Raw genomic sequence first — 21076 nt, 5'->3', positions numbered from 1 at the left:
AATCCATAGAATGCAAATGTCAGATTGCGATGCGCCTGTTAGGGCGCGGCTGGTAAGAAAGCCTTATAGGCGCATATGAAAAACCCCCGGCTATGCCGGGGGATACTTATTGCTATTTGAAACATAATATTCCCTTCATCATTATTTGATTGTAATTTGACCTTTGATAAGTCATCACCTCTATGTAATCAGCGACAACTTGGCTTGTTTCATATAAAGTAAACTCTTAGTAATAATCTTTTCAAAACTCCACGGAGGTCAAATTGATCCCGGACGTATCAAAAGCATTGTCATGGCTAGAGGCAAATCCTACTGTGTTAGATGGTATTTGTCGCGGCATTGAACGTGAAACATTGCGTGTTACTCCAGAAGGTCATTTAGCTAAGACGGCGCATCCAAAATCACTTGGTGCTTCTTTAACGCATAAATGGATTACAACTGATTTTGCTGAATCTCTATTGGAGTTTATTACCCCTGTTGATAACAACATAGATAGAACCATTGATTTCCTTAACGATTTACATCGTTATACTGCGAGAAATCTGGGTGATGAAAAAATGTGGCCTTTGAGTATGCCATGTTTCATTGACGATGAGGAAAACATCACTCTGGCACAATATGGTACGTCTAATGTGGGGCGTTTTAAGACGTTGTATCGTGAAGGATTGAAGAACCGTTACGGTGCACTGATGCAGACGATTTCAGGGGTACATTATAATTTTTCTCTTCCACTAAGTTTCTGGCAGGCACGGTTAGGTATTAAAGATGCAGAAACGGGAAAAGAGCAGATTTCAGAGGGATACCTTCGTCTGATCCGTAATTATTACCGCTTTGGTTGGGTGATCCCTTATTTATTTGGTGCATCACCGGCAATTTGCTCTTCATTTTTACGTGGGCGGAATACAGCGTTATCCTTTGAGAAAACTGAAAAAGGGACTTGTTACCTACCTTATGCAACTTCTCTGAGGATGAGTGATCTAGGGTATACCAACAAATCGCAAAGTGATCTGAATATCACTTTTAATAATCTCCATACGTATGTAGAAGGTCTTAAGAAAGCAATCCATAAACCATCTGCTGATTTTGCGGCAATTGGCGTCAAAAAAGGGGATAAGTACCTCCAGCTTAATACGAATGTCCTTCAAATTGAAAATGAGCTATACGCACCAATACGCCCTAAACGGGTAACTCTGGAGGGGGAGTCGCCTTCTGATGCGTTATTGAGGGGCGGTATAGAGTACATTGAAGTACGTTCTTTAGATATTAACCCTTTCTCCCCGATTGGCGTTGATGAAATTCAGATTCGTTTTCTTGACCTATTCTTGATATGGTGTGCTTTAGCTGATGCTCCTGAAATGGGAAGTAAAGAGCTTGAGTGTTGTCGCGGTAACTGGAATAAAGTGATTTTGGAAGGCCGTAAGCCAGGGTTACATATCGGTATTGGTAGTGGTATTGAACAACAACCTCTTAAATCTGTCGGGCAAGAACTATTCCGGGATTTAGAGCGGGTTGCTGAAGTTTTGGATGCTTGTTCAGGAACTCAGTATCAGTCAGTGTGTAAAGAACTGATTATTATGTTTGAAGATCCATCATTAACGTTTTCAGCGCGCGTATTAGGCAAGATGAAAACTCAGGGGATAGTTGGTTTTGGATTGAAACTGGCAAAAAAATACAGTCAGGAATTGATTGAAGAGCCTTACTCAATTTTGAACAATGATGAAAGTTTTTCTGTTGAGCGTGATGCTTCTGTATTGAGGCAACACGATCTTGAGCAACAAGACAGTATGAGTTTTGATGACTATCTAAAACTTCATGCTGGGTGTTAAAAAAGAAAATGGCCACCAAGTGGTGGCCGAATAAAATCTCTTAGAGAATAGGGATGATAACAATTTGCGCGTCTTCATATCTTATGACCAGCCGCAAATAAAAAGGTTTCATTTATCTGAAAAAATTTTCTTAAAAAATCTGATGCCCTAGGAGGTAGGATTATGCCTTTATTGGATAGTTTTACAGTTGACCATACTCGTATGACTGCTCCAGCAGTTAGAGTTGCCAAGATGATGGAAACACCTCATGGTGATACTATCACCGTATTTGATTTACGTTTTTGTGTTCCTAATAAAGCCGTGATGCCAGAAAAGGGTATTCATACTCTTGAGCATCTGTTTGCGGGTTTTATGCGTAATCATTTGAACGGCGACGGTGTTGATATTATCGATATCTCCCCGATGGGATGCCGTACTGGTTTTTATATGAGCTTGATCGGTGCCCCGACAGAGTTAAGAGTAGCTGAGTCTTGGAAAGCTGCGATGGCAGATGTATTGAAAGTTCAAAATCAGGACCAGATCCCAGAACTAAACATTTATCAGTGCGGTACTTATGAAATGCATTCATTAAAAGAAGCTCAAGATATTGCTCAGAGCATTCTTGATGCCGGTGTTCGCGTTAATCTGAACGAAGAATTAGCATTGCCTGAAGAAAAGCTTGTAGAGCTTAGAGTTTAGTCTGTTTATTAGGTCGATAAGCGATACAATATCTTGATTATCATTCTATATTCTGGCTGCTTAACTTTTGTTAAGCAGCCAGATCTACTTTAGATTGACAGAGTTAGCTTATTTTTTGCCAGTCTTATATTGCTGTTTCCCCCGTCAAGAATCCTTATCGAGGGTGTATCTGCGTGATACGCTTGTCTTTTGGGTACACGTTATCCTGAGTGAAAAACGGCTAAATTATTCACTGAAGTTTATGTCTTGTTCCGTTCTTTTGTTCATTGGTGTTACACGTACTTGCTTAATAACATTATCGTGCACGGAAAGTACTTCAAAATTATATTTGTTAATTTGTACTTGAACATTTAATTCAGGAAGTTCACCTAATTCTTCCAGAATCATTCCATTCATTGTTCTTGGGCCATCTTCGGGGAGCGCCCAATTGAAGGCTTTGTTTAGCTCACGAATATTAGCTGTACCATCCACCAGAACGGTGCCATCACTTTGTGGAAGAACTTCTTCGGCCAAAGTCGGGGACATGGACGTGGTAAAATCACCAACAATTTCTTCCAAAATATCTTCGACAGTGACGAGTCCTTGAATATCTCCATATTCGTCCACGATCAAACCGACTTTCTGCTTGTTGCGTTGGAAGTTAACAAGCTGGGTATTCAGCGGAGTACTGACGGGGATAAAATAGATTTTATCTGCTGCTTTAATTAAGTTTCTTTTTGTGAACTCTTTTTTCTCCATCATCAATCGGTAGGCTTCGCGTACCCGTAGCATGCCAATGGCATCATCAAGGGAATCCCGATAAAGCACAATTCGTCCATGCGGTGAATGTGTTAATTGCCTGATGACGGATTTCCAATCATCATTAATATCAATACCAACAATTTCATTACGAGGCACCATAATGTCGCCCACGGTGACTTTCTCAAGATCCAATATTGAGATCAGCATGTCTTGATTGCGGCGCGATAGATTGGTGTTTGATTCATTTACGATTGTTCTTAATTCGTCCTTGCTGACCGCATCATTACGAATATTAGATACTTTGATGCCCAGACAACGCATAAACAGCAAGCTGATTTTATTAAATGCCCAAACAAGCGGCAGCATGATTTTTTCCAGTGGGCGCAGCAGGAAACTACTTGGAAATGCTATTTTTTCTGGGTAAAGAGCCGCAATGGTCTTTGGCATAACTTCGGAGAAAATAAGGATCACGAAAGTGAGTATGCCTGTAGCAATGGCAACACCCGCATCGCCATAAAGGCGCATACCAACAATAGTGGCGAGAGAAGATGCCAGAATATTGATGAGGTTGTTACCAATAAGAATAAGGCTGATAAGCCTATCTGGGTGACGCAGCAGAGATTCTACCCTACGTGCGGAGCTGCTCCCCTGTTTAGCTAAATGACGTAAGCGATAGCGGTTGATTGTCATCATGCTGGTTTCTGAGGCCGAGAAATAGGCCGAAACGAAAACCATAACAATAAGAATTATAATCAGTGTGCCTGTTGAAACGTGCTCCAAAACAGAATTCCTTCCTAGTATGTATACAAACTGGCTATGGGTCTTTTGAACTCTTAATAAACCATAGCTTCCTGCAATAGCCTGCTACCGAAAAAAGCGAGAGTCAGAATAAACGCACCAATCAGATTGAACCAAATAACGCGTTTGCCACGCCATCCTTCATGATAGTGCCCCCAAAGCAAAATAACGTAGATAAACCATGCAATGATAGATAAAACGGATTTGTGAATATTTTCTTTACTGAAAACATCATCCATGTACATGATACCTGTGCATAGCGTCAATGTTAGTAAAATTACACCAACTTGGATAATGTGAAACATTTTGCGCTCGATGACCATCAATGGAGGTATGCCAGAAGTAAAGGAAAACTTTTTCTTTTTGAGCTGATAATCCAACCATCCAAGCTGCAACGCATAAAGAGCGGCAATGAGTAAAGTGGCATAGCCAAGTAATGCCAGCCCAATATGAATGAATAATTCGACACTGCCCTCAAGGTGCGTAATGAATTCTCCTGGCATCATGCTGGCTAATATCAAATTTATCATGGAGAAGCTGTAAACAATCGGTAATAAAAACCATGCACGACCACGGAAAGCGACGATCGTCATGATGATGCACATAAGTAAACTAACGATTGAGCCTAAATTCAATAGCGTAAGGTTTTGGCCACTGCTGACATGAAATACTTGATATTTTAATGCAATCGCGTGATTGACTAATGCCACAATTGCGAAAAAAAGAGCCCGTTTTTGATAACTGTTTTGTTGGCGCAGTAAACCTGGTACAACAAGTGTTAGGCTCATGAGATAAGCAAGTAAAGCAATAATTGAAAATACCAGCATAACGTTTATCGTTTTCGCAATAGTGTTTACCCTTTATTACTTCAAACTATTCAAGTTATTCAAATTATAGTTTGAAATCTATTGGGTATGGATTGAACTTAAAATTTAAGTATACCGCTAGCAGGAAGAGCCTCCAACCATTGTTAATCATAGTTGGGAATCTCTTTGCAGAGATCACATGATCATCGTGTTATAATTCATAAAATTTGCCTTACAGGTAGACCCACTTGTAGATATCTGAGCTGAGACAATGTTTGATAATTTAACTGACAGACTATCGCGCACACTGCGCAATATCAGCGGCCGCGGGCGGCTGACTGAAGATAATATTAAAGATACACTGCGCGAAGTTCGTATGGCTTTGCTTGAGGCGGATGTTGCATTGCCTGTAGTGCGTGATTTTATTTCACGCGTCAAAGAGAGCGCAGTGGGGTATGAGGTTAACAAAAGTCTGACTCCGGGGCAGGAATTCGTCAAAATCGTTCAGAATGAACTCGTTAAGGCGATGGGAGAGGTTAACAGTGAATTGAACCTTTCTGCGCAGCCTCCTGCAGTTGTTCTGATGGCGGGTTTACAAGGTGCCGGTAAAACAACCAGCGTTGCCAAATTAGGTAAGCTGCTCAAAGAAAAAAATAAGAAAAAAGTATTGGTCGTTTCTGTAGACGTTTACCGTCCTGCGGCTATTAAACAGCTTGAAACTCTGTCTGAAACAGTCGGAGTTGACTTCTTCCCTTCAAATCCGCAAGAAAAGCCGATTGATATCGTCAACAAAGCTATCCAACACGCTAAGCTGAAATTCTATGATGTGCTGTTAGTCGACACCGCAGGTCGTTTGCATGTTGATGAAGCGATGATGGATGAAATTAAAGCGGTTCATGCAGCAATCAAACCAGTCGAAACTCTGTTTGTTGTTGATGCAATGACGGGGCAAGATGCGGCAAATACTGCGAAAGCATTTAATGAAGCTCTACCATTGACAGGCGTCGTCCTGACTAAAGTTGATGGTGATGCCCGTGGTGGTGCCGCACTTTCTATTCGCCATATTACGGGTAAGCCAATCAAATTCCTTGGGGTTGGTGAAAAGACGGATGCGTTGGAGCCTTTCTATCCGGATCGTATTGCATCCCGTATCCTGGGCATGGGAGACATGCTTTCACTGATCGAAGAAATTGAAAGCAAGGTTGATCGTACTCAAGCAGAAAAACTGGCCTCAAAACTGAAAAAAGGCGATGGTTTTGATTTAAGTGATTTTCTCGATCAGCTAAAACAAATGCGTAATATGGGCGGAATGACTAGCATGTTAAGCAAAATGCCGGGAATGTCACAAGTCCCTGATGCGGTCAAATCTCAAATGGATGATAAAGTTCTGGTTAAAATGGAAGCTATCATTAATTCCATGACCCGAAAAGAGCGCGGAAAACCAGAAATCATTAAAGGTTCCCGTAAGCGTCGTATTGCGATGGGATCAGGTACCCAAGTGCAGGACGTTAACCGTTTACTGAAACAGTTTGATGAAATGCAGAGAATGATGAAAAAGATGAAGAAAGGTGGATTGGCAAAAATGATGCGAGGCATGAAAGGCATGCTGCCACCTGGATTTATGGGGCGATAATCAACAAAGTCGCGAAAGAAAATGTACTTTGGATTGCTTTTTGCGCCAAAGTGAGTAAAATTTTCGGGCTTTTAAATGGACAGCCGGACTCCATTCCTCGATGGAGTCTGGTTGTTTTGCTAACTAATGAGGATGTTATGGTAACAATTCGTTTAGCTCGTGGCGGCGCAAAAAAGCGTCCGTTCTATCAAGTAGTCGTGACCGATAGCCGCAATGCGCGTGATGGTCGTTTCATTGAGCGTGTAGGTTTCTTCAACCCAATCGCTTCAGGAAATGCAGAAGCTCTGCGTTTAGATCTGGACCGTATCGAACACTGGGTTGGTCTGGGTGCATCTGTGTCTGATCGTGTTGCTGCACTGATCAAAGACGCAAAGAAAACAGCTTAATCTGTCACGGTGGTAACAATGAGCAAACAATCTGGCCTGAAGCACCCTGTTGAGCCAATCGTATTGGGGAAATTAGGGTCGACGTATGGCATTCGTGGTTGGCTCAGAGTTTTTTCTTCCACCGAACGTGCCGAAGACATTTTTGAATATCAACCGTGGTTTATTCAACGCTCAGGTCAGTGGCAACACGTTGAGCTGGAAGCGTGGAAATACCACAATCAGGATATTATCGTCAAAATCAAAGATATTGATGATCGGGATGCAGCGAATTTACTGACTAACTGTGAAGTTGTAGTGGATTCCCAACAGTTACCAGAACTGGAAGACGGTGATTATTATTGGAGAGACCTTGTTGGTTGCCAAGTCATAAACACTGCGGGTTACAACCTTGGAACCGTTCATGACATGATGGAAACAGGTTCTAACGATGTGATGGTAATAAAAGCAAACCTGAAAGATGCATTCGGTATCAAGGAGCGGTTAGTTCCGTTTCTTGATGGGCAGGTTATCAAGAAAGTCGATCTCGCTACCAAAACGATTGAGGTAGATTGGGATCCTGGTTTTTAATCTCCGGTAAAAACGGTTTAAATGAGTGGGACGCAGTATGTGGATTGGGGTTATTAGCCTGTTTCCTGAAATGTTCCGCGCAATAACCGATTACGGGGTAACTGGTCGGGCAGTAAAAAATGGCCTGCTCAGTATCGAATGTTGGAGTCCACGGGATTTTACCTACGACCGACATCGTACTGTTGATGATCGTCCTTATGGCGGTGGTCCAGGCATGCTGATGATGGTGCAACCCTTACGGGAAGCCATCCATGCAGCCAAAGCTTCGGCGGGTGATGGTGCTAAGGTGATTTATCTTTCACCTCAGGGTCGCAAACTCGACCAACAGGGAGTTTGTGAACTGGCAGCGAATGAGAAGTTAATTCTGGTTTGCGGTCGTTATGAAGGTATTGATGAGCGTGTCATTCAAGCCGAAATTGACGAAGAATGGTCTATCGGTGATTACGTTCTGAGCGGGGGAGAACTTCCTGCAATGACAATGATTGACTCAATATCCCGGTTTATTCCGGGGGTTTTGGGGCGTCAGGCATCAGCAGAAGAAGATTCATTTGCTGATGGATTGTTGGATTGTCCGCATTATACTCGCCCTGAAGTGTTAGACGGTATGGAAGTTCCTCCGGTTCTTCTGTCGGGAAACCATGCCGAAATTAATCGCTGGCGGATGAAACAATCGCTTGGCCGAACTTGGTTAAGAAGGCCCGAACTTCTAGAAAGCCTAGCTCTGACTGACGAGCAAAGGATGTTGCTGGCTGAATTCCAACGTGAATATCAGGATCAGGCAATGAATTAATCCAGACATATCCTGTAAAGGAATGTCTTTGATATATCAGTTTACCTAGGGTAAGAGAGTTATTATGAGCAACATTATTAAACAACTTGAACAAGAGCAGATGAAGCAAGACGTACCTTCATTCCGTCCGGGTGATACCGTGGAAGTTAAGGTATGGGTCGTTGAAGGTTCTAAAAAGCGTCTGCAGACATTCGAGGGCGTGGTTATTGCGATTCGTAACCGCGGTCTGCACTCTGCATTTACTGTTCGTAAGATTTCTAACGGCGAAGGCGTTGAGCGTGTATTCCAGACTCACTCCCCAGTCGTAGACAGCATCAACGTTAAACGTCGTGGTGCTGTTCGCAGAGCTAAACTGTACTACCTGCGTGAGCGTTCTGGTAAGGCTGCTCGTATTAAAGAGCGTCTGAACGCGAAATAATACGCTTTTGCTACATCCGAAAGTTATCGTTAAAGGCCAGCAATTTGCTGGCCTTTTTTAAGTTATTAATGGACTTATATCCAATGAATAACCCGCCATATAAAGCGTCCAACTTTCGGAGTTTACTTTAATAAGCGGGCTATTAATTTGCTTTTTTTCTGATCTAATTAAGCATTACATAAAAGCACTGACCAAAATGAATCCAACTGTGCAGGCGCTGCTGACACTAATCAATCCGGGCAGAATAAAGCTGTGATTGATGATGAATTTCCCGATTTTTGTTGTGCCTGAACGATCAAAACCGATGCAAGCCAGATCGCTTGGGTAAGTAGGTAAAACGAAATAGCCGTAGGCAGCAGGAAAGAAAGCAATCAGAAGTTTGGGATCAACGCCAAGTTGTAACCCCATTGGGGCAATCGCTGTTAATGCAGCGGCCTGGCTGTTAACTAATTTTGATACTAAGAACAGCACCAGGGCATAAGTCCATGGTTGTGCCTGAACAACATCTTCTAAAACGAGCTTTAATTCACCCAGATGTGAGTGAAAGAAGGTATCACTCATCCATGCCACGCCAAAGACAGAAAAAATGGCAACCATACCTGCTTTGAACACTGCGCCGTTGGCGATTTCATTGGCTTTGACTTTGCATACCATCAGCATGATGGCTCCTGCAATTAACATCATCATCTGGATCACCAGATTCATGGAGAGGGGTTTTAACGTTCCATTTGTTTCAAAGGCTGGGCGCAGGTCTGTAAATGCACCAAATAAGACCACAACCGCAATAGCAGAAAAGAAAATCCAGGTTGCCCAATAAGCCTGTTTAGGAAACACTTGGTCTAATAACGTTTCTGAACTGCCATAAATAAACTCACGTTGTTTTGGATCTTTGATTTTTTCCTGAAACTCCTCGTCTTTGTCCAGATCTTTCCCGCGGCGCAAGCTCCATAGTGCAGCAAGTACTACTCCTGTCAGTGATGCAGGTATTGAAACTGCCAAAATTTCCAAAATTCCGTAAGCTTGGCCAATACCATGGCTGGCAGCAATAATTGACACTAAAGAGACGACCGCGACAGAAACTGGAGAAGCTGTGATTGCCATTTGGGAAGCGACAGAAGCAACCGCCATTGGACGTTCAGGGCGGATACCTTTTTTCAGGGCGATATCACCAATGATTGGAAACATGGTATACACCACATGCCCTGTACCACAAAGAAAAGTCAGCGTCCAAGTTGTCAATGGCGCCAAAAGGGTAATGTGCTGTGGATGGCGGCGCAGAAGACGTTCTGCAAATTGCATCATGACATTCAGTCCACCTGCTGTTTGTAAAACAGAAGCACAACCAATTACAGCAAGAATAGTGAGCATCACATCAACAGGAGGCTTACCGGGTTCCAAGCCGAAAACAAATGTCAGTATAAAAAGCCCAATACCACTGATCAGTCCCAATCCCATTCCCGCATAACGCGTACCGATTAATAAGCATATGATTATTATGGTAAATTGCAGCGTTATCATATCTGTCCTTAATAAATGATTAATAAATAAAAACGGGTAATACAGGTTTTTTGATCTGCATTACTTACCCGTTATCTTTCAAGTTGCAGTTTTGTTTTTAAAAACTTGAAATCTATTGGGTATAGTTGTTCTTTATAAATGTTGTTTTATAGTTTCAGAAGAACACTAAAAACATACATTAATATTATTAAAAACCAGATATAAAAATGGGATTGAGATCTTGTTTTTATTAGATGATTTTAAAAGAAATTTATCTTATTAGTAAATAGATAAAAGAAGGTTAATAAAATATTTCCATGTGGATAAAATTGTGAAATTCAATTCACAAAAAAATAACGTTTAAATTTATTCATATGTTACTTTTTTAAACTAGAAATGTAATAAATTATTTCTTTATGGATAGTAATGATGCAGTCATATTATTGTAAATATATATTTACAATAAATGGGGCTTATTTACACCTATGGATTGTATTCTTTACGAGGCATGGTATGTTATCCAGCAGACACTTAAAAAAACTCTAAATGGACAAGACAAGGCAGGTATAGAAATGATCATGCAAAAAGATGCACTTAATAACGTTCATATTCTCGGTGAACAGGTTCTTATCACGCCAGAAGAATTGAAACAGAAATACCCATTGAGTAGCAACGATCTGCATGCCATCACAAACGCGCGTAATACTATTGCTGATATCATTCAGCATCGTGATCCTCGTTTATTAGTGGTATGTGGCCCATGTTCAATTCATGACGTGGATGCTGCCTTGGATTACGCCCGCCGTTTGAAAATGCTCTCTGCTGAATTGAGTGATTGTCTATATATTGTGATGCGTGTTTATTTTGAAAAGCCTCGTACAACGGTCGGTTGGAAAGGCTTAATCAGTGATCCTTACATGGATGGTTCGTTTGATATGGACGCAGGACTGCATATTGCCCGTCGCCTGTTATTAAATCTGGTCGAAATGGGATTACCTTTGGCGAATGAAGCGCTTGATCCCAATAATCCACAGTATTTGGGCGATTTGTTTAGTTGGTCAGCGATTGGTGCAAGAACAACTGAGTCTCAAACCCATCGGGAAATGGCGTCGGGTTTATCGGTATCGGTTGGGTTTAAAAATGGTACTGATGGTAATTTGAATACCGCAATTAACGCCATGAAAGCTGCTGCAATGCCTCATCGCTTTATGGGCATCAATCAGTCAGGTCAGGTTTGTTTGCTACAAACCCAAGGGAATCCGAACGGGCATGTGATCTTACGTGGTGGAGCGGCACCAAATTACAGTGCTGAACATGTTGCTGACTGTGAACGCCAAATGGTGAAAGCAGGGCTGATGCCATCGCTGATGATTGATTGTAGTCACGGTAATTCTAATAAAGATTTTCGTCGTCAGAACATTGTAGTGGATTCTGTTGCTGAGCAGATTATGTCTGGAAATCAGTCCATCATTGGCATCATGTTGGAAAGCCATATTAACGAAGGCAACCAATCTTCCGAACAGCCCCGTACCGATATGAAATATGGTGTGTCGGTAACTGACGCCTGCATTAACTGGCAGACTACGGAGCAGGTATTAAGAAAACTACATCAACAAATTGCTCCACATTTGGCCCACCGAAACACGATGATGAAAAAAGCAGGGTAATCAATATGGCAGAAGAATTGTCACAATTGAGGGAACAAATTGATGAGGTAGATAAAGCTTTATTAGCTTTACTGGCGAAGCGCCTGAATTTAGTGGCACAGGTTGGGGAAGTTAAAAGCCAACTGGGTTTACCGATTTATGCACCTGACAGGGAGGCGGCAATGCTGGCATCCCGTCGTCAGGAGGCTGAAGATATGGGGATTCCGCCTGATCTGATCGAAGATATCTTGCGCCGTATTATGCGGGAATCTTATGTCAGCGAAAATAACAAAGGTTTTAAAAAACTCTGCACTGATTTGGGGCCTGTAGTGATCGTCGGTGGTTCAGGCAAAATGGGTAAACTATTCAGCCGATTGTTGACTCTGTCAGGTTATGACGTGAGAGTGCTTGAGGCTGGGGATTGGGATCACGCCGAAGAGATATTGGCTGATGCCGGAATGGTGATAGTCAGTGTTCCGATTCATTTGACGGAAGAAATTATTCGTCGTTTACCTCCTTTGCCGGAACAATGTATTTTGGTTGATCTTGCTTCTATCAAACACAAACCATTAAATGCGATGCTTGATGTGCATCAAGGGCCTGTTTTAGGGCTGCATCCTATGTTTGGGCCAGATGTAGGTAGCTTTGCTAAACAAGTCGTTGTGTATTGTGATGGGCGTTATCCAGAAGCATATCAATGGCTTTTGGAACAAATATCGGTATGGGGTGCGAGATTGCATCAAATCAGCGCAGAGCAGCATGATAAAAATATGAGTTTCATTCAGGCTCTGCGTCATTTCTCTACTTTTTCTTACGGCCGACACCTTGCAAAAGAAGGTGTTGATTTACAGCAGTTACTTTCACTTTCTTCACCTATTTACAGATTGGAGCTAGTGATGGTGGGACGGTTGTTTGCACAAGATCCCCAATTATATGCTGATATCATTATGTCCAGCCCTGAGAATATTGAACTTATCCGTCGTTATCATCAAAGTTTTGGACAAGCTTTGGAAATATTGGAAGATAAGGATAAATCGACATTTATTGCGAGTTTTAACCAAGTCAGTGAATGGTTTGGCGATGAAGCAAACCGCTTTATGAAAGAAAGCAGGACTCTTTTGCAACAGGCCAGTGATAGCAGAATATAGCAAACACCATAGTATGCTTATCATATGTTAAAACCGGATGTTTCCATCCGGTTGCTTATTGTTAGATTGGATCGATAGGAATGACATTCTCTGATGGGTAACATCCCAACACTTTCAAAAAGTGGGTAATTTCTGACAGTTCTTTGAGTACTTGTTGCATTTTCATGGAGCGCAGGTTGGCATGTACATCGATATAAAACATCTCTTCCCACGGCTTACCGTTTATTGGCCGGGATTCCAGCTTACTCATGACGATATCGTGCTTCTTCAAAATAATTAGCGCATCAACCAGTGCACCGGCTTGTTGCCCTGTTGACATGATAAACGTGGTTTTGGCTGGAACTTGGTCAGATACCTCAATAGATTTGCGGGCAACAACAATAAAGCGGGTACTATTGTCTTGCTGGTTAGCTAGATTGTTTTCTAAAACGTGTAATCCATAAAGCCCTCCACCTGCTTCGCTGCCTAATGCTGCTACTTCTGGTGAGTTGAGTTCAGCGACTTTCTGCATAGCGGCGGCTGTACTTTCACAATAGACAATATTCCAGTGAGGGTATTTATTAAGATATTGATTACACTGTTGAAAAGGTTGAGAGTGACTATAAACGGTTTTTATCCTGGAAATCTCAGTCTGCCCGGAAATCAATAAACAGTGGTTGATTGGCAGGGTTATCTCGCCAACAAGGGATAAAGATGTATGTTGCAATAAATCATAAACTTCATTGATCGCCCCGGAACTTGTATTTTCCAGTGGTAGAATGCCGTAATCTGCCTGACCAATCTCAACCAATGAAAAGATATCAGGGAATTTGTGGCAACTGCACTCAACCAACTGATTAAAATGACGGGCAGAAAATTGGCGAGCCGCAATATGAGAATAGGAACCCTTTGGCCCAAGAAAAGTAATGCGGGCAGAATCATAAGGTGTTTGATTCAGGTGCTGTTGCAACAAAGCTTGTTGGGTGAGCACTGAATCCTCAATGATCATCTGAAAGAGCCGGGTAATGTACAATCCATCTAAACCACGGGACTTACCTTTATCAGTTAGTACGCTTAATAGCTCTCGTTCACGGTTTTTATCTCGAATAGGGCGGTGATCGAGAAGTTTGGTTTGAGCGATACTGCTGGCTAACTGCCGACGTTTAGCGAGTAAGTCCAGTAGATCCGCATCAATATTACTAATCTCTTCTCGTAAATTAATTAAATCTCGTTCCATAGCATGTTCCTGACCTTCTTATCATGGGGATCGGCTGTGTTGTGGATATTGTTCATAACCTGTAAACAAAAAAACCTCCCATCGGTAGGGAGGTTTTTTGTTCGTCTTCTTGATTTCTTCTTAAAACGAAACAACCTCCTTATGAGAAGGTGAAAAAGAAAAATAAGAAAGACAAATTGATAGTCATTTGATTTGTTAGCGCATTACTTTACACATTTAATAATGTACTTTAATTAACCTATTTGAAGGGAAGTGTCAACAGAAGGCTTTTATCGCTTTTATATTGCAGGCAGCAAAAACGCGCTCAATGAGCGCGTTAGAACAAGAATAAGGGATGGTTATACTTCCAGATTAAGATTGGACTCTTTTACACTGTTATCTGCGCGACGAGCTTCTGCCTTATGTCGTACTTTATTGAGCTGACGCTCCAATTTTGTGAGTAGTTCGTTGATAGCAGCATACATGTCCTCATGTTTGGCACTGGCAACCAATGTGCCATTCGGTGTGCCAATTGTGGCATCAACCAAAAATCCTTGCGGCTCTTTTGATAGTACAATATGTGGACTAATTAGGTTGACTTGCCATTTGCTCAACTTATTTAGACGGTCTTCTACATGGCTACGAATTGCGGGGGTAATTTCCATTTGCTTACTGGTAATGTTTACTAACATATAGTTACCTCTTAATGTTACTCCGTCCTCAATGAATCCAGCATACCGCGCTTTTGCGCAAAAAGAATGATCTAAATCACTTTTGTTGTGCGATTTCGAAAGCAAGTGACAGAATTGTGATAGTCGAGGAAGTTATGGATAATTTTTGTTGCGGAGTGGTGCATTCTGCGTCATTATCAGTCAGTTGTGGTATTATAAATTACGTTATAATTTTATAATGTGAATTATTTTCATCATGAAAGTATTGTAAATGTAGTTAAAATCATTCTAATTTTCCGCTAGTCCGCTAGTCCGCTAGTCCGCTAGTCCGCTAGTCCGCTAGTCCGCTAGTCCGCTAGTCCGCTAACTAAAGAGCAGAAATCGAGTGCCATAAAAAAACAGCAGCTGTTTAGCTACTGTTTTTGAACGCCTGTTTAAACCTTGTGAGGTTTAACTTTATGCAGGATTGGCTGCGATAAGTTGTGCCACTTTATTGGCTTCAGCCGTTAACCCCAGTTCCTTATAAGCTGATTCCATATAAGGGAGGGCTTCCAAAGTCGCTTTAGTATCAGGATAATCTCGTAACATTTGTTCTACGCGATTGACAACTGCTACATAAGCGCTGCGTTTAGTGTAATATTTCACGACGGCAAGTTCATACTTAGCCAAGCGCTCCTTAAGGAATACTAAACGCTTGGTAGTGTCGGCTACATATTGACTGTTTGGATAGTAACGCACGAGCTGATTGAAATCACGGAATGCGGCACGGGCATGCTCAGGGTCACGATCTGAACGATCAATACCGAAAAAGCCTTGTAATGCACTATCATCGAGAGCTTGTGAAACTAATCCACGCATATACATTACATAGTCGATATTAGGATGGGTTGGGTTCAAGCGCATGAAACGGTCAATGGATGCGAGAGCCAGTGGAAATTCTGCTGATTTGTAGTAGGCGTAGATCAAATCAAGCTGAACTTGTTGGGAGTACGGCCCAAAAGGATAACGGTTATCAAGGGATTCCAATTGCTTGATAGCCGCTTTATAGTTACCTTCTTGTAGCTTTTCCTGCCCGATTGAATAAATTTGAGATGGCGGGATATCGGGAACAGCATCCTTATTGCTGGAGCATCCAGATAAAACCAGGCTCAATGTGGTCGCTACCACCAGATATTTCATGCGAATCATCACGTGTTGATTATCCTCTGAGTGTTTTCTGGGAGACTGTCCGTGAAGCTCCCGGCAAAATATAGAGTTACAATAGCACACTATTTTAAATGAAACGGCCTCGCCGTCAAAACTCAACGTAAAATATAGAAATTATATATGGCACAACAAATCCGACTTAATGCAATAGTCGCTGAATCTCAGCTTGGTCAACGTTTAGATCAAGCTTTGGCCGAATTGTTCTCCGATTATTCCAGATCACGTATAAAAGAGTGGATCTTGGATAATAAAGTTCAAGTTAACGGTAAATTAATTAATAAACCAAAAGAAAAAGTGCTGGGCGGTGAAGAAATTTCCATCAATGCTATCATTGAAGAAGATGCACGTTGGGAACCACAGGATATTGAATTGAATATTGTTTATGAAGATGACGATATTCTGGTAATCAATAAACCACGAGATTTGGTTGTTCATCCCGGAGCAGGTAATCCTGATGGTACAGTATTGAATGCGCTGTTATACCGTTACCCTGAAATTGCGGATGTGCCCCGAGCAGGTATTGTTCACCGTCTCGATAAAGATACGACAGGATTGATGGTTGTCGCAAAAACTGTACCAGCCCAAACTCGATTGGTGGAATCCCTGCAATTACGTGAAATCACACGTGAGTATGAAGCTGTAGCTTTGGGGTGTATGACAGCTGGTGGAATGGTAGAAGAACCGATTTCCCGTCATCCAACTAAGCGGACACATATGGCAGTACATCCTATGGGAAAACCTGCTGTTACTCATTATCGAGTTATGGAGCATTTTCGTGCACATACCCGTTTGCGTTTGCGTTTAGAAACAGGCAGGACGCATCAAATTCGTGTACATATGGCGCATATTAAACATCCTTTGGTTGGAGATCCTCTGTACGGCGGACGTCCTCGTCCTTTAAAAGGAACTTCAGACGAATTTCGCGAAGTGATGCGCAACTTTGATCGGCAAGCATTGCATGCCACCATGTTACGCCTTTACCATCCGATCACGGGTATTGAAATGGAATGGCATGCACCGCTCCCGGATGACATGGTTAAATTGATTGAAGTAATGAAAGCAGACGCTGAAACTTTCAAAGATGAAATGGACTGGTAGGTAAATGACATCACTGATTTTTCCTGATTGGCCGCAACCTGATAATGTTGGCGCTTGTAGCACAACCCGCATGGGGGGCGTAAGCCTGCCTCCATATGACAGTTTAAACTTGGGTACTCATGTTGGAGACAATCCAGAAAGTGTCGAGCGGAATAGAACATTGCTGGTTGAATATGCTCAATTGCCGCAACATCCCACTTGGTTGGAACAGGTACACGGAACACGTGTTATCACTCTTGGTGGCCAGTCAGAGGATGGTCAATCACAGGAAAATAATCAGGCTGATGCCGTTTACACTAATATTCTGGGGCAGGTTTGTGCTGTTATGACAGCAGATTGCCTCCCCGTATTATTTTGCAGTATTTCAGGAGATGAGGTTGCAGCAGCTCATGCCGGATGGCGTGGGTTATGTGCAGGAGTATTGGAAAATACGGTATCTCGATTTAATGCAAAACCTGAAATGATCCGCGTGTGGTTAGGGCCAGCGATTGGCCCTGAAAAATTTGAGGTAGGCAATGAAGTCAGGGACGCTTTCATTGCGACCAATTCTGATCTAGCGCAAGCCTTCACACCTTATGGTGATAAATTTCTGGCAAATATTTATTTACTGGCTAAATTAAAATTGCAGTCTGTAGGGATAACAGACATTTTCGGTGGAACTGCATGCACAGTCACAGAAGAAAAAAACTTTTTCTCTTATCGTCGTGATGGTAACACTGGGCGAATGGCAACTTTAATCTGGTTGCGATAACCTAATTTACAGGACGATCTTTGGCGTATGGCGGTCAGTTTCCAATTAACTTTTCAGAAAACCTTGAATATTTAAAGAATGGCCTTATCTAATCTCCAGTAGCAAATTCTGACCAGTATTGGAGGTGTTATGCGTCTGGATCGTCTTACCAATAAATTCCAGCTTGCTCTCGCTGACGCCCAATCCCTCGCATTAGGGCGTGATAATCAATTCATTGAACCTATCCACTTGATGAGCGCATTGCTCAATCAAGAAGGTGGCTCTGTCCGTCCTTTATTGGTGTCAGCAGGGGTGGATACGGATGGCTTTAATAATCAACTTAGTCAGGCTCTGAACCGATTGCCAAAAGTAGAGGGCAACGGTGGGGATGTTCAGGTATCCAATGAGCTGGGGCGTTATTTAAACCTGTGTGACAAACTTTCGCAAAAAGCAGGCGATAACTTTATTTCTTCTGAACTCTTTGTTCTGGCAGCGGTAGAAAAACGTGGAACATTAAGTGACATACTGAAAGCTGTTGGGGCAAATAAAGATAAAATCACTAAGGCAATAGAACAAATGCGTGGTGGTGAAAACGTGAATGATCAAGGCGCAGAAGATCAGCGACAGGCATTAAAGAAATATACAATTGATCTGACTGAACGTGCTGAACAAGGCAAATTAGACCCTGTTATTGGGCGTGATGAAGAAATTCGTCGCACAATTCAGGTGTTACAGCGTAGAACTAAAAACAATCCCGTTCTCATTGGCGAACCGGGTGTTGGGAAAACGGCCATTGTTGAAGGTCTGGCACAGCGCATTGTTAACGGTGAAATTCCTGAAGGATTGAAAAACAAACGTGTTTTATCCCTTGATATGGGCGCGCTGTTGGCGGGTGCGAAATACCGCGGTGAATTTGAAGAACGTTTGAAAGGTGTTTTGAACGATCTCGCCAAACAGGAAGGCTCAGTTATCCTGTTTATTGATGAATTGCATACCATGGTCGGAGCGGGTAAAGCTGAAGGTGCAATGGATGCCGGTAACATGCTGAAGCCCGCTCTGGCTCGTGGTGAACTGCATTGTGTTGGTGCGACGACATTGGATGAATATCGGCAGTACATTGAAAAGGATGCCGCCTTGGAGCGTCGCTTCCAAAAGGTTTACGTCGCAGAGCCTACTGTTGAAGACACCATTGCTATTCTGCGTGGGCTCAAAGAACGTTATGAATTGCATCATCATGTACAGATTACCGACCCGGCAATCGTTGCGGCAGCAACATTATCTCATCGCTATATTTCCGATCGTATGCTGCCTGATAAAGCAATTGATTTGATTGATGAAGCAGGGGCAAGCCTGCGTATGCAGATGGATTCTAAACCAGAAGCATTGGATCGTCTGGAACGCCGTGTTATTCAATTAAAGCTTGAACAGCAGGCACTGAAAAAAGAGTCTGATGATGCCAGTAAGAAACGCTTAGAGATGCTGAATGAAGAATTGGCGGAAAAAGAGCGTGAATACTCTGAGCTGGAAGAAGAGTGGAAAGCTGAGAAAGCAGAACTTAGTGGCACTCAGAATATCAAGGCTGAATTAGAACATGCACGTATTGAGTTAGAAAAAGCTCGCCGTAGTGGTGACTTGGCCAAAATGTCTGAAATTCAGTACGGAAAAATTCCAGAATTGGAAAAACGTCTGACAGCGGCAACAGCAGCAGAAAATCGTCATATGAAACTGCTGCGTAATAAAGTCACGGATGCTGAAATTGCTGAAATACTTGCTCGTTGGACAGGAATTCCTGTTTCCAGAATGTTGGAGAGTGAAAAAGACAAATTGCTGCGCATGGAGCAAGAATTGCATAAACGCGTTATCGGGCAAAATGAAGCTGTGGATGCCGTATCGAATGCAATTCGTCGTAGCAGAGCGGGATTATCTGATCCTAATCGTCCAATTGGCTCTTTTATGTTCTTAGGGCCGACTGGGGTTGGTAAAACAGAATTATGTAAGGCGCTGGCTAATTTCTTATTCGACAGCGATGATGCCATGGTGCGTATCGATATGTCGGAATTTATGGAAAAACATGCCGTTTCAAGATTAGTAGGCGCTCCTCCAGGATATGTTGGATACGAAGAAGGTGGTTATCTGACAGAAGCTGTACGCCGTCGTCCCTATTCTGTCATCTTGCTGGATGAAGTAGAGAAAGCACACCCAGATGTTTTCAATATATTGTTGCAGGTATTGGATGATGGTCGTTTGACCGATGGTCAGGGAAGAACGGTTGATTTTCGTAATACGGTTGTGATTATGACCTCTAACTTAGGTTCAGATATGATTCAGGAGCGTTTTGGTTTACTGGATTATATAGGAATGAAAGATATGGTGATGGAAGTAGTTGGTCATCATTTCAGACCTGAGTTTATTAACCGTGTTGATGAAGTCGTTGTATTCCATCCATTAGGAAAGGAACATTTAACATCTATTGCGAAGATTCAATTGCAACGTTTATATCAGCGTCTGGAAGAACGGGGTTATCAGGTTACAATGACACCTTCCGCATTGGAGAAACTGAGTGAAGCTGGTTTTGATCCTGTATATGGTGCTCGTCCATTAAAACGCGCTATTCAGCAAGAAATTGAAAATCCACTGGCTCAACAAATTCTTTCTGGCAAGTTGATTCCGGGCAAATTGGTGACCTTGGAGCTGGAAAATGACCGTATTGTTGCAATGCAATAATACTGTTTACTTAGAGCCTCTTTTAGTTAAAGAGGCAATGAAGATAAAAAGAGGTGGAAAAACCACCTCTTTTTCTTTTTCTTTTTGTAGACTAATAAAACATCGAATCAGGCTGTTTTGGGCGATAAGTAAGCGGTTGGGCGGTTTTTTTAAAATAACTGTTGCCAGTATCACAAAAGTCCCTATAATGCGCATCCGTTGTCACGACAAACACACAAACCTGTCGAGATGACAAAGTGAAAGGCCTTGAAAAATAAGGCTTGACACTTGAGGCGAAAAGCGTAAGATACGCAGCCTCGCAACCGGGCAGAGAACTGCCGGTTGCCAACGCTCTTTAACAATTTAATCAGACAATCTGTGTGGGCACTCGCAAGACACTATCCACGCCGAAAGGCGAAAAAGATAACAAGTCTTGAAGAGTGACTGAACAGTTAATTCATTACGAACTAACAACAGTTTAATTCTTTGAGCATCAAACCTTTAATTGAAGAGTTTGATCATGGCTCAGATTGAACGCT

19 protein-coding genes and 1 other annotated feature are annotated in these 21076 nt (G+C 42.3%); of the genes, 12 read left to right on the top strand and 7 right to left on the bottom strand.

The annotated features are described in order from the left end of the window. The first annotated feature begins 263 nt into the window (after positions 1 to 263). Together gshA and luxS are read left to right on the top strand one after the other, a co-directional pair. Positions 264 to 1826, top strand: a complete 1563-nt coding sequence (gene gshA / locus AAC854_RS16540) for a glutamate--cysteine ligase (RefSeq protein WP_340618080.1) — start codon at positions 264 to 266, stop codon at positions 1824 to 1826. 162 nt (positions 1827 to 1988) lie between these two features. Continuing rightward, the gene (gene luxS, locus AAC854_RS16535) at positions 1989 to 2504 is read left to right on the top strand and encodes an S-ribosylhomocysteine lyase (RefSeq protein ID WP_340618079.1); all 516 of its coding nucleotides are present in this window, start codon (positions 1989 to 1991) and stop codon (positions 2502 to 2504) included. A 225-nt stretch (positions 2505 to 2729) separates the two neighbouring features. Here the strand turns inward: luxS and AAC854_RS16530 are convergent, their stop codons facing one another. Together AAC854_RS16530 and AAC854_RS16525 are read right to left on the bottom strand one after the other, a co-directional pair. Then, positions 2730 to 4025: an HlyC/CorC family transporter gene (locus AAC854_RS16530; RefSeq protein WP_340618078.1), complete on the bottom strand. Its 1296-nt coding sequence runs from the start codon at positions 4023 to 4025 to the stop codon at positions 2730 to 2732. A gap of 53 nt (positions 4026 to 4078) precedes the next feature. Continuing rightward, positions 4079 to 4870, bottom strand: coding sequence for a cytochrome C assembly family protein (locus AAC854_RS16525; RefSeq protein ID WP_340618077.1), 792 nt, complete (start codon positions 4868 to 4870; stop codon positions 4079 to 4081). A gap of 250 nt (positions 4871 to 5120) precedes the next feature. Here AAC854_RS16525 and ffh point away from each other — a divergent pair, with 250 nt between their 5' ends. The 5 genes from ffh to rplS all read left to right on the top strand — a co-directional run bounded on the left by ffh (position 5121) and on the right by rplS (position 8643). Next, a complete protein-coding gene (ffh, locus tag AAC854_RS16520) occupies positions 5121 to 6482 on the top strand; it encodes a signal recognition particle protein (protein WP_340618076.1) in 1362 nt (453 codons plus the stop codon). A gap of 137 nt (positions 6483 to 6619) precedes the next feature. Beyond that, a complete protein-coding gene (gene rpsP, locus AAC854_RS16515) occupies positions 6620 to 6868 on the top strand; it encodes a 30S ribosomal protein S16 (RefSeq protein ID WP_047961642.1) in 249 nt (82 codons plus the stop codon). Positions 6869 to 6886: 18 nt separating this feature from the next. Next, positions 6887 to 7435 carry a ribosome maturation factor RimM gene (rimM, locus tag AAC854_RS16510; protein ID WP_340618075.1) on the top strand — a complete coding sequence of 183 codons (549 nt, stop codon included), beginning with the start codon at positions 6887 to 6889 and terminating at the stop codon, positions 7433 to 7435. 37 nt (positions 7436 to 7472) lie between these two features. Continuing rightward, positions 7473 to 8225 (top strand): tRNA (guanosine(37)-N1)-methyltransferase TrmD, encoded by a 753-nt coding sequence (gene trmD, locus AAC854_RS16505; protein WP_340618074.1) that lies wholly within the window; start codon positions 7473 to 7475, stop codon positions 8223 to 8225. A gap of 64 nt (positions 8226 to 8289) precedes the next feature. Beyond that, positions 8290 to 8643 (top strand): 50S ribosomal protein L19, encoded by a 354-nt coding sequence (gene rplS / locus AAC854_RS16500; protein WP_010845356.1) that lies wholly within the window; start codon positions 8290 to 8292, stop codon positions 8641 to 8643. 174 nt (positions 8644 to 8817) lie between these two features. On the opposite strand, the gene AAC854_RS16495 is transcribed toward rplS, so the two are convergent. Then, entirely contained in the window at positions 8818 to 10161 is a 1344-nt protein-coding gene (locus tag AAC854_RS16495) for an anaerobic C4-dicarboxylate transporter (protein WP_340618073.1), read from the bottom strand. A gap of 551 nt (positions 10162 to 10712) precedes the next feature. On the opposite strand from AAC854_RS16495, the gene AAC854_RS16490 reads away from it, so the two are divergent. Both AAC854_RS16490 and tyrA read left to right on the top strand, forming a co-directional pair. Further along, positions 10713 to 11807 carry a 3-deoxy-7-phosphoheptulonate synthase gene (locus AAC854_RS16490; RefSeq protein ID WP_340618072.1) on the top strand — a complete coding sequence of 365 codons (1095 nt, stop codon included), beginning with the start codon at positions 10713 to 10715 and terminating at the stop codon, positions 11805 to 11807. 5 nt (positions 11808 to 11812) lie between these two features. Then, positions 11813 to 12934, top strand: coding sequence for a bifunctional chorismate mutase/prephenate dehydrogenase (tyrA, locus tag AAC854_RS16485; RefSeq protein WP_340618071.1), 1122 nt, complete (start codon positions 11813 to 11815; stop codon positions 12932 to 12934). 61 nt (positions 12935 to 12995) lie between these two features. Here the strand turns inward: tyrA and pheA are convergent, their stop codons facing one another. From pheA to bamD, 3 genes are all read right to left on the bottom strand, one after another. After that, a complete protein-coding gene (gene pheA, locus AAC854_RS16480; protein WP_340618070.1) occupies positions 12996 to 14150 on the bottom strand; it encodes a bifunctional chorismate mutase/prephenate dehydratase in 1155 nt (384 codons plus the stop codon). Positions 14151 to 14215: 65 nt separating this feature from the next. Beyond that, positions 14216 to 14338 (bottom strand) — a sequence feature (Phe leader region). A 150-nt stretch (positions 14339 to 14488) separates the two neighbouring features. Further along, a complete protein-coding gene (gene raiA / locus AAC854_RS16475) occupies positions 14489 to 14821 on the bottom strand; it encodes a ribosome-associated translation inhibitor RaiA (protein ID WP_092521344.1) in 333 nt (110 codons plus the stop codon). 435 nt (positions 14822 to 15256) lie between these two features. Then, positions 15257 to 15979: an outer membrane protein assembly factor BamD gene (bamD, locus tag AAC854_RS16470; protein ID WP_340618081.1), complete on the bottom strand. Its 723-nt coding sequence runs from the start codon at positions 15977 to 15979 to the stop codon at positions 15257 to 15259. A gap of 147 nt (positions 15980 to 16126) precedes the next feature. Here bamD and rluD point away from each other — a divergent pair, with 147 nt between their 5' ends. The 3 genes from rluD (at position 16127) to clpB (ending at position 20558) form a co-directional block, all read left to right on the top strand. Further along, entirely contained in the window at positions 16127 to 17104 is a 978-nt protein-coding gene (gene rluD, locus AAC854_RS16465; RefSeq protein WP_340618069.1) for a 23S rRNA pseudouridine(1911/1915/1917) synthase RluD, read from the top strand. 4 nt (positions 17105 to 17108) lie between these two features. After that, entirely contained in the window at positions 17109 to 17855 is a 747-nt protein-coding gene (gene yfiH / locus AAC854_RS16460) for a purine nucleoside phosphorylase YfiH (protein WP_340618068.1), read from the top strand. Positions 17856 to 17984: 129 nt separating this feature from the next. After that, positions 17985 to 20558 carry an ATP-dependent chaperone ClpB gene (gene clpB / locus AAC854_RS16455; protein ID WP_340618067.1) on the top strand — a complete coding sequence of 858 codons (2574 nt, stop codon included), beginning with the start codon at positions 17985 to 17987 and terminating at the stop codon, positions 20556 to 20558. 6 nt (positions 20559 to 20564) lie between these two features. On the opposite strand, the gene AAC854_RS16450 is transcribed toward clpB, so the two are convergent. Next, positions 20565 to 20732, bottom strand: coding sequence for a hypothetical protein (locus tag AAC854_RS16450; RefSeq protein ID WP_340618066.1), 168 nt, complete (start codon positions 20730 to 20732; stop codon positions 20565 to 20567). Positions 20733 to 21076 lie beyond the last annotated feature (344 nt).

Origin of the sequence: Xenorhabdus entomophaga, assembly GCF_037996725.1 — a bacterium.
GTDB lineage: Bacteria > Pseudomonadota > Gammaproteobacteria > Enterobacterales > Enterobacteriaceae > Xenorhabdus > Xenorhabdus khoisanae.
Note: the sequence above shows the minus strand (reverse complement) of the source record. Positions and strands in the feature narration are given on the sequence as shown.

Coding starts and splice junctions, on each gene's coding strand:
- luxS (WP_340618079.1), top strand. CDS start 1,989: ATGCCTTTATTGGATAGTTTTACAGTTGACCATACTCGTATGACTGCT.
- AAC854_RS16525 (WP_340618077.1), bottom strand. CDS start 4,870: ATGCTGGTATTTTCAATTATTGCTTTACTTGCTTATCTCATGAGCCTA.
- ffh (WP_340618076.1), top strand. CDS start 5,121: ATGTTTGATAATTTAACTGACAGACTATCGCGCACACTGCGCAATATC.
- rpsP (WP_047961642.1), top strand. CDS start 6,620: ATGGTAACAATTCGTTTAGCTCGTGGCGGCGCAAAAAAGCGTCCGTTC.
- rimM (WP_340618075.1), top strand. CDS start 6,887: ATGAGCAAACAATCTGGCCTGAAGCACCCTGTTGAGCCAATCGTATTG.
- trmD (WP_340618074.1), top strand. CDS start 7,473: ATGTGGATTGGGGTTATTAGCCTGTTTCCTGAAATGTTCCGCGCAATA.
- rplS (WP_010845356.1), top strand. CDS start 8,290: ATGAGCAACATTATTAAACAACTTGAACAAGAGCAGATGAAGCAAGAC.
- AAC854_RS16495 (WP_340618073.1), bottom strand. CDS start 10,161: ATGATAACGCTGCAATTTACCATAATAATCATATGCTTATTAATCGGT.
- AAC854_RS16490 (WP_340618072.1), top strand. CDS start 10,713: ATGATCATGCAAAAAGATGCACTTAATAACGTTCATATTCTCGGTGAA.
- tyrA (WP_340618071.1), top strand. CDS start 11,813: ATGGCAGAAGAATTGTCACAATTGAGGGAACAAATTGATGAGGTAGAT.
- pheA (WP_340618070.1), bottom strand. CDS start 14,150: ATGGAACGAGATTTAATTAATTTACGAGAAGAGATTAGTAATATTGAT.
- raiA (WP_092521344.1), bottom strand. CDS start 14,821: ATGTTAGTAAACATTACCAGTAAGCAAATGGAAATTACCCCCGCAATT.
- bamD (WP_340618081.1), bottom strand. CDS start 15,979: ATGAAATATCTGGTGGTAGCGACCACATTGAGCCTGGTTTTATCTGGA.
- rluD (WP_340618069.1), top strand. CDS start 16,127: ATGGCACAACAAATCCGACTTAATGCAATAGTCGCTGAATCTCAGCTT.
- yfiH (WP_340618068.1), top strand. CDS start 17,109: ATGACATCACTGATTTTTCCTGATTGGCCGCAACCTGATAATGTTGGC.
- clpB (WP_340618067.1), top strand. CDS start 17,985: ATGCGTCTGGATCGTCTTACCAATAAATTCCAGCTTGCTCTCGCTGAC.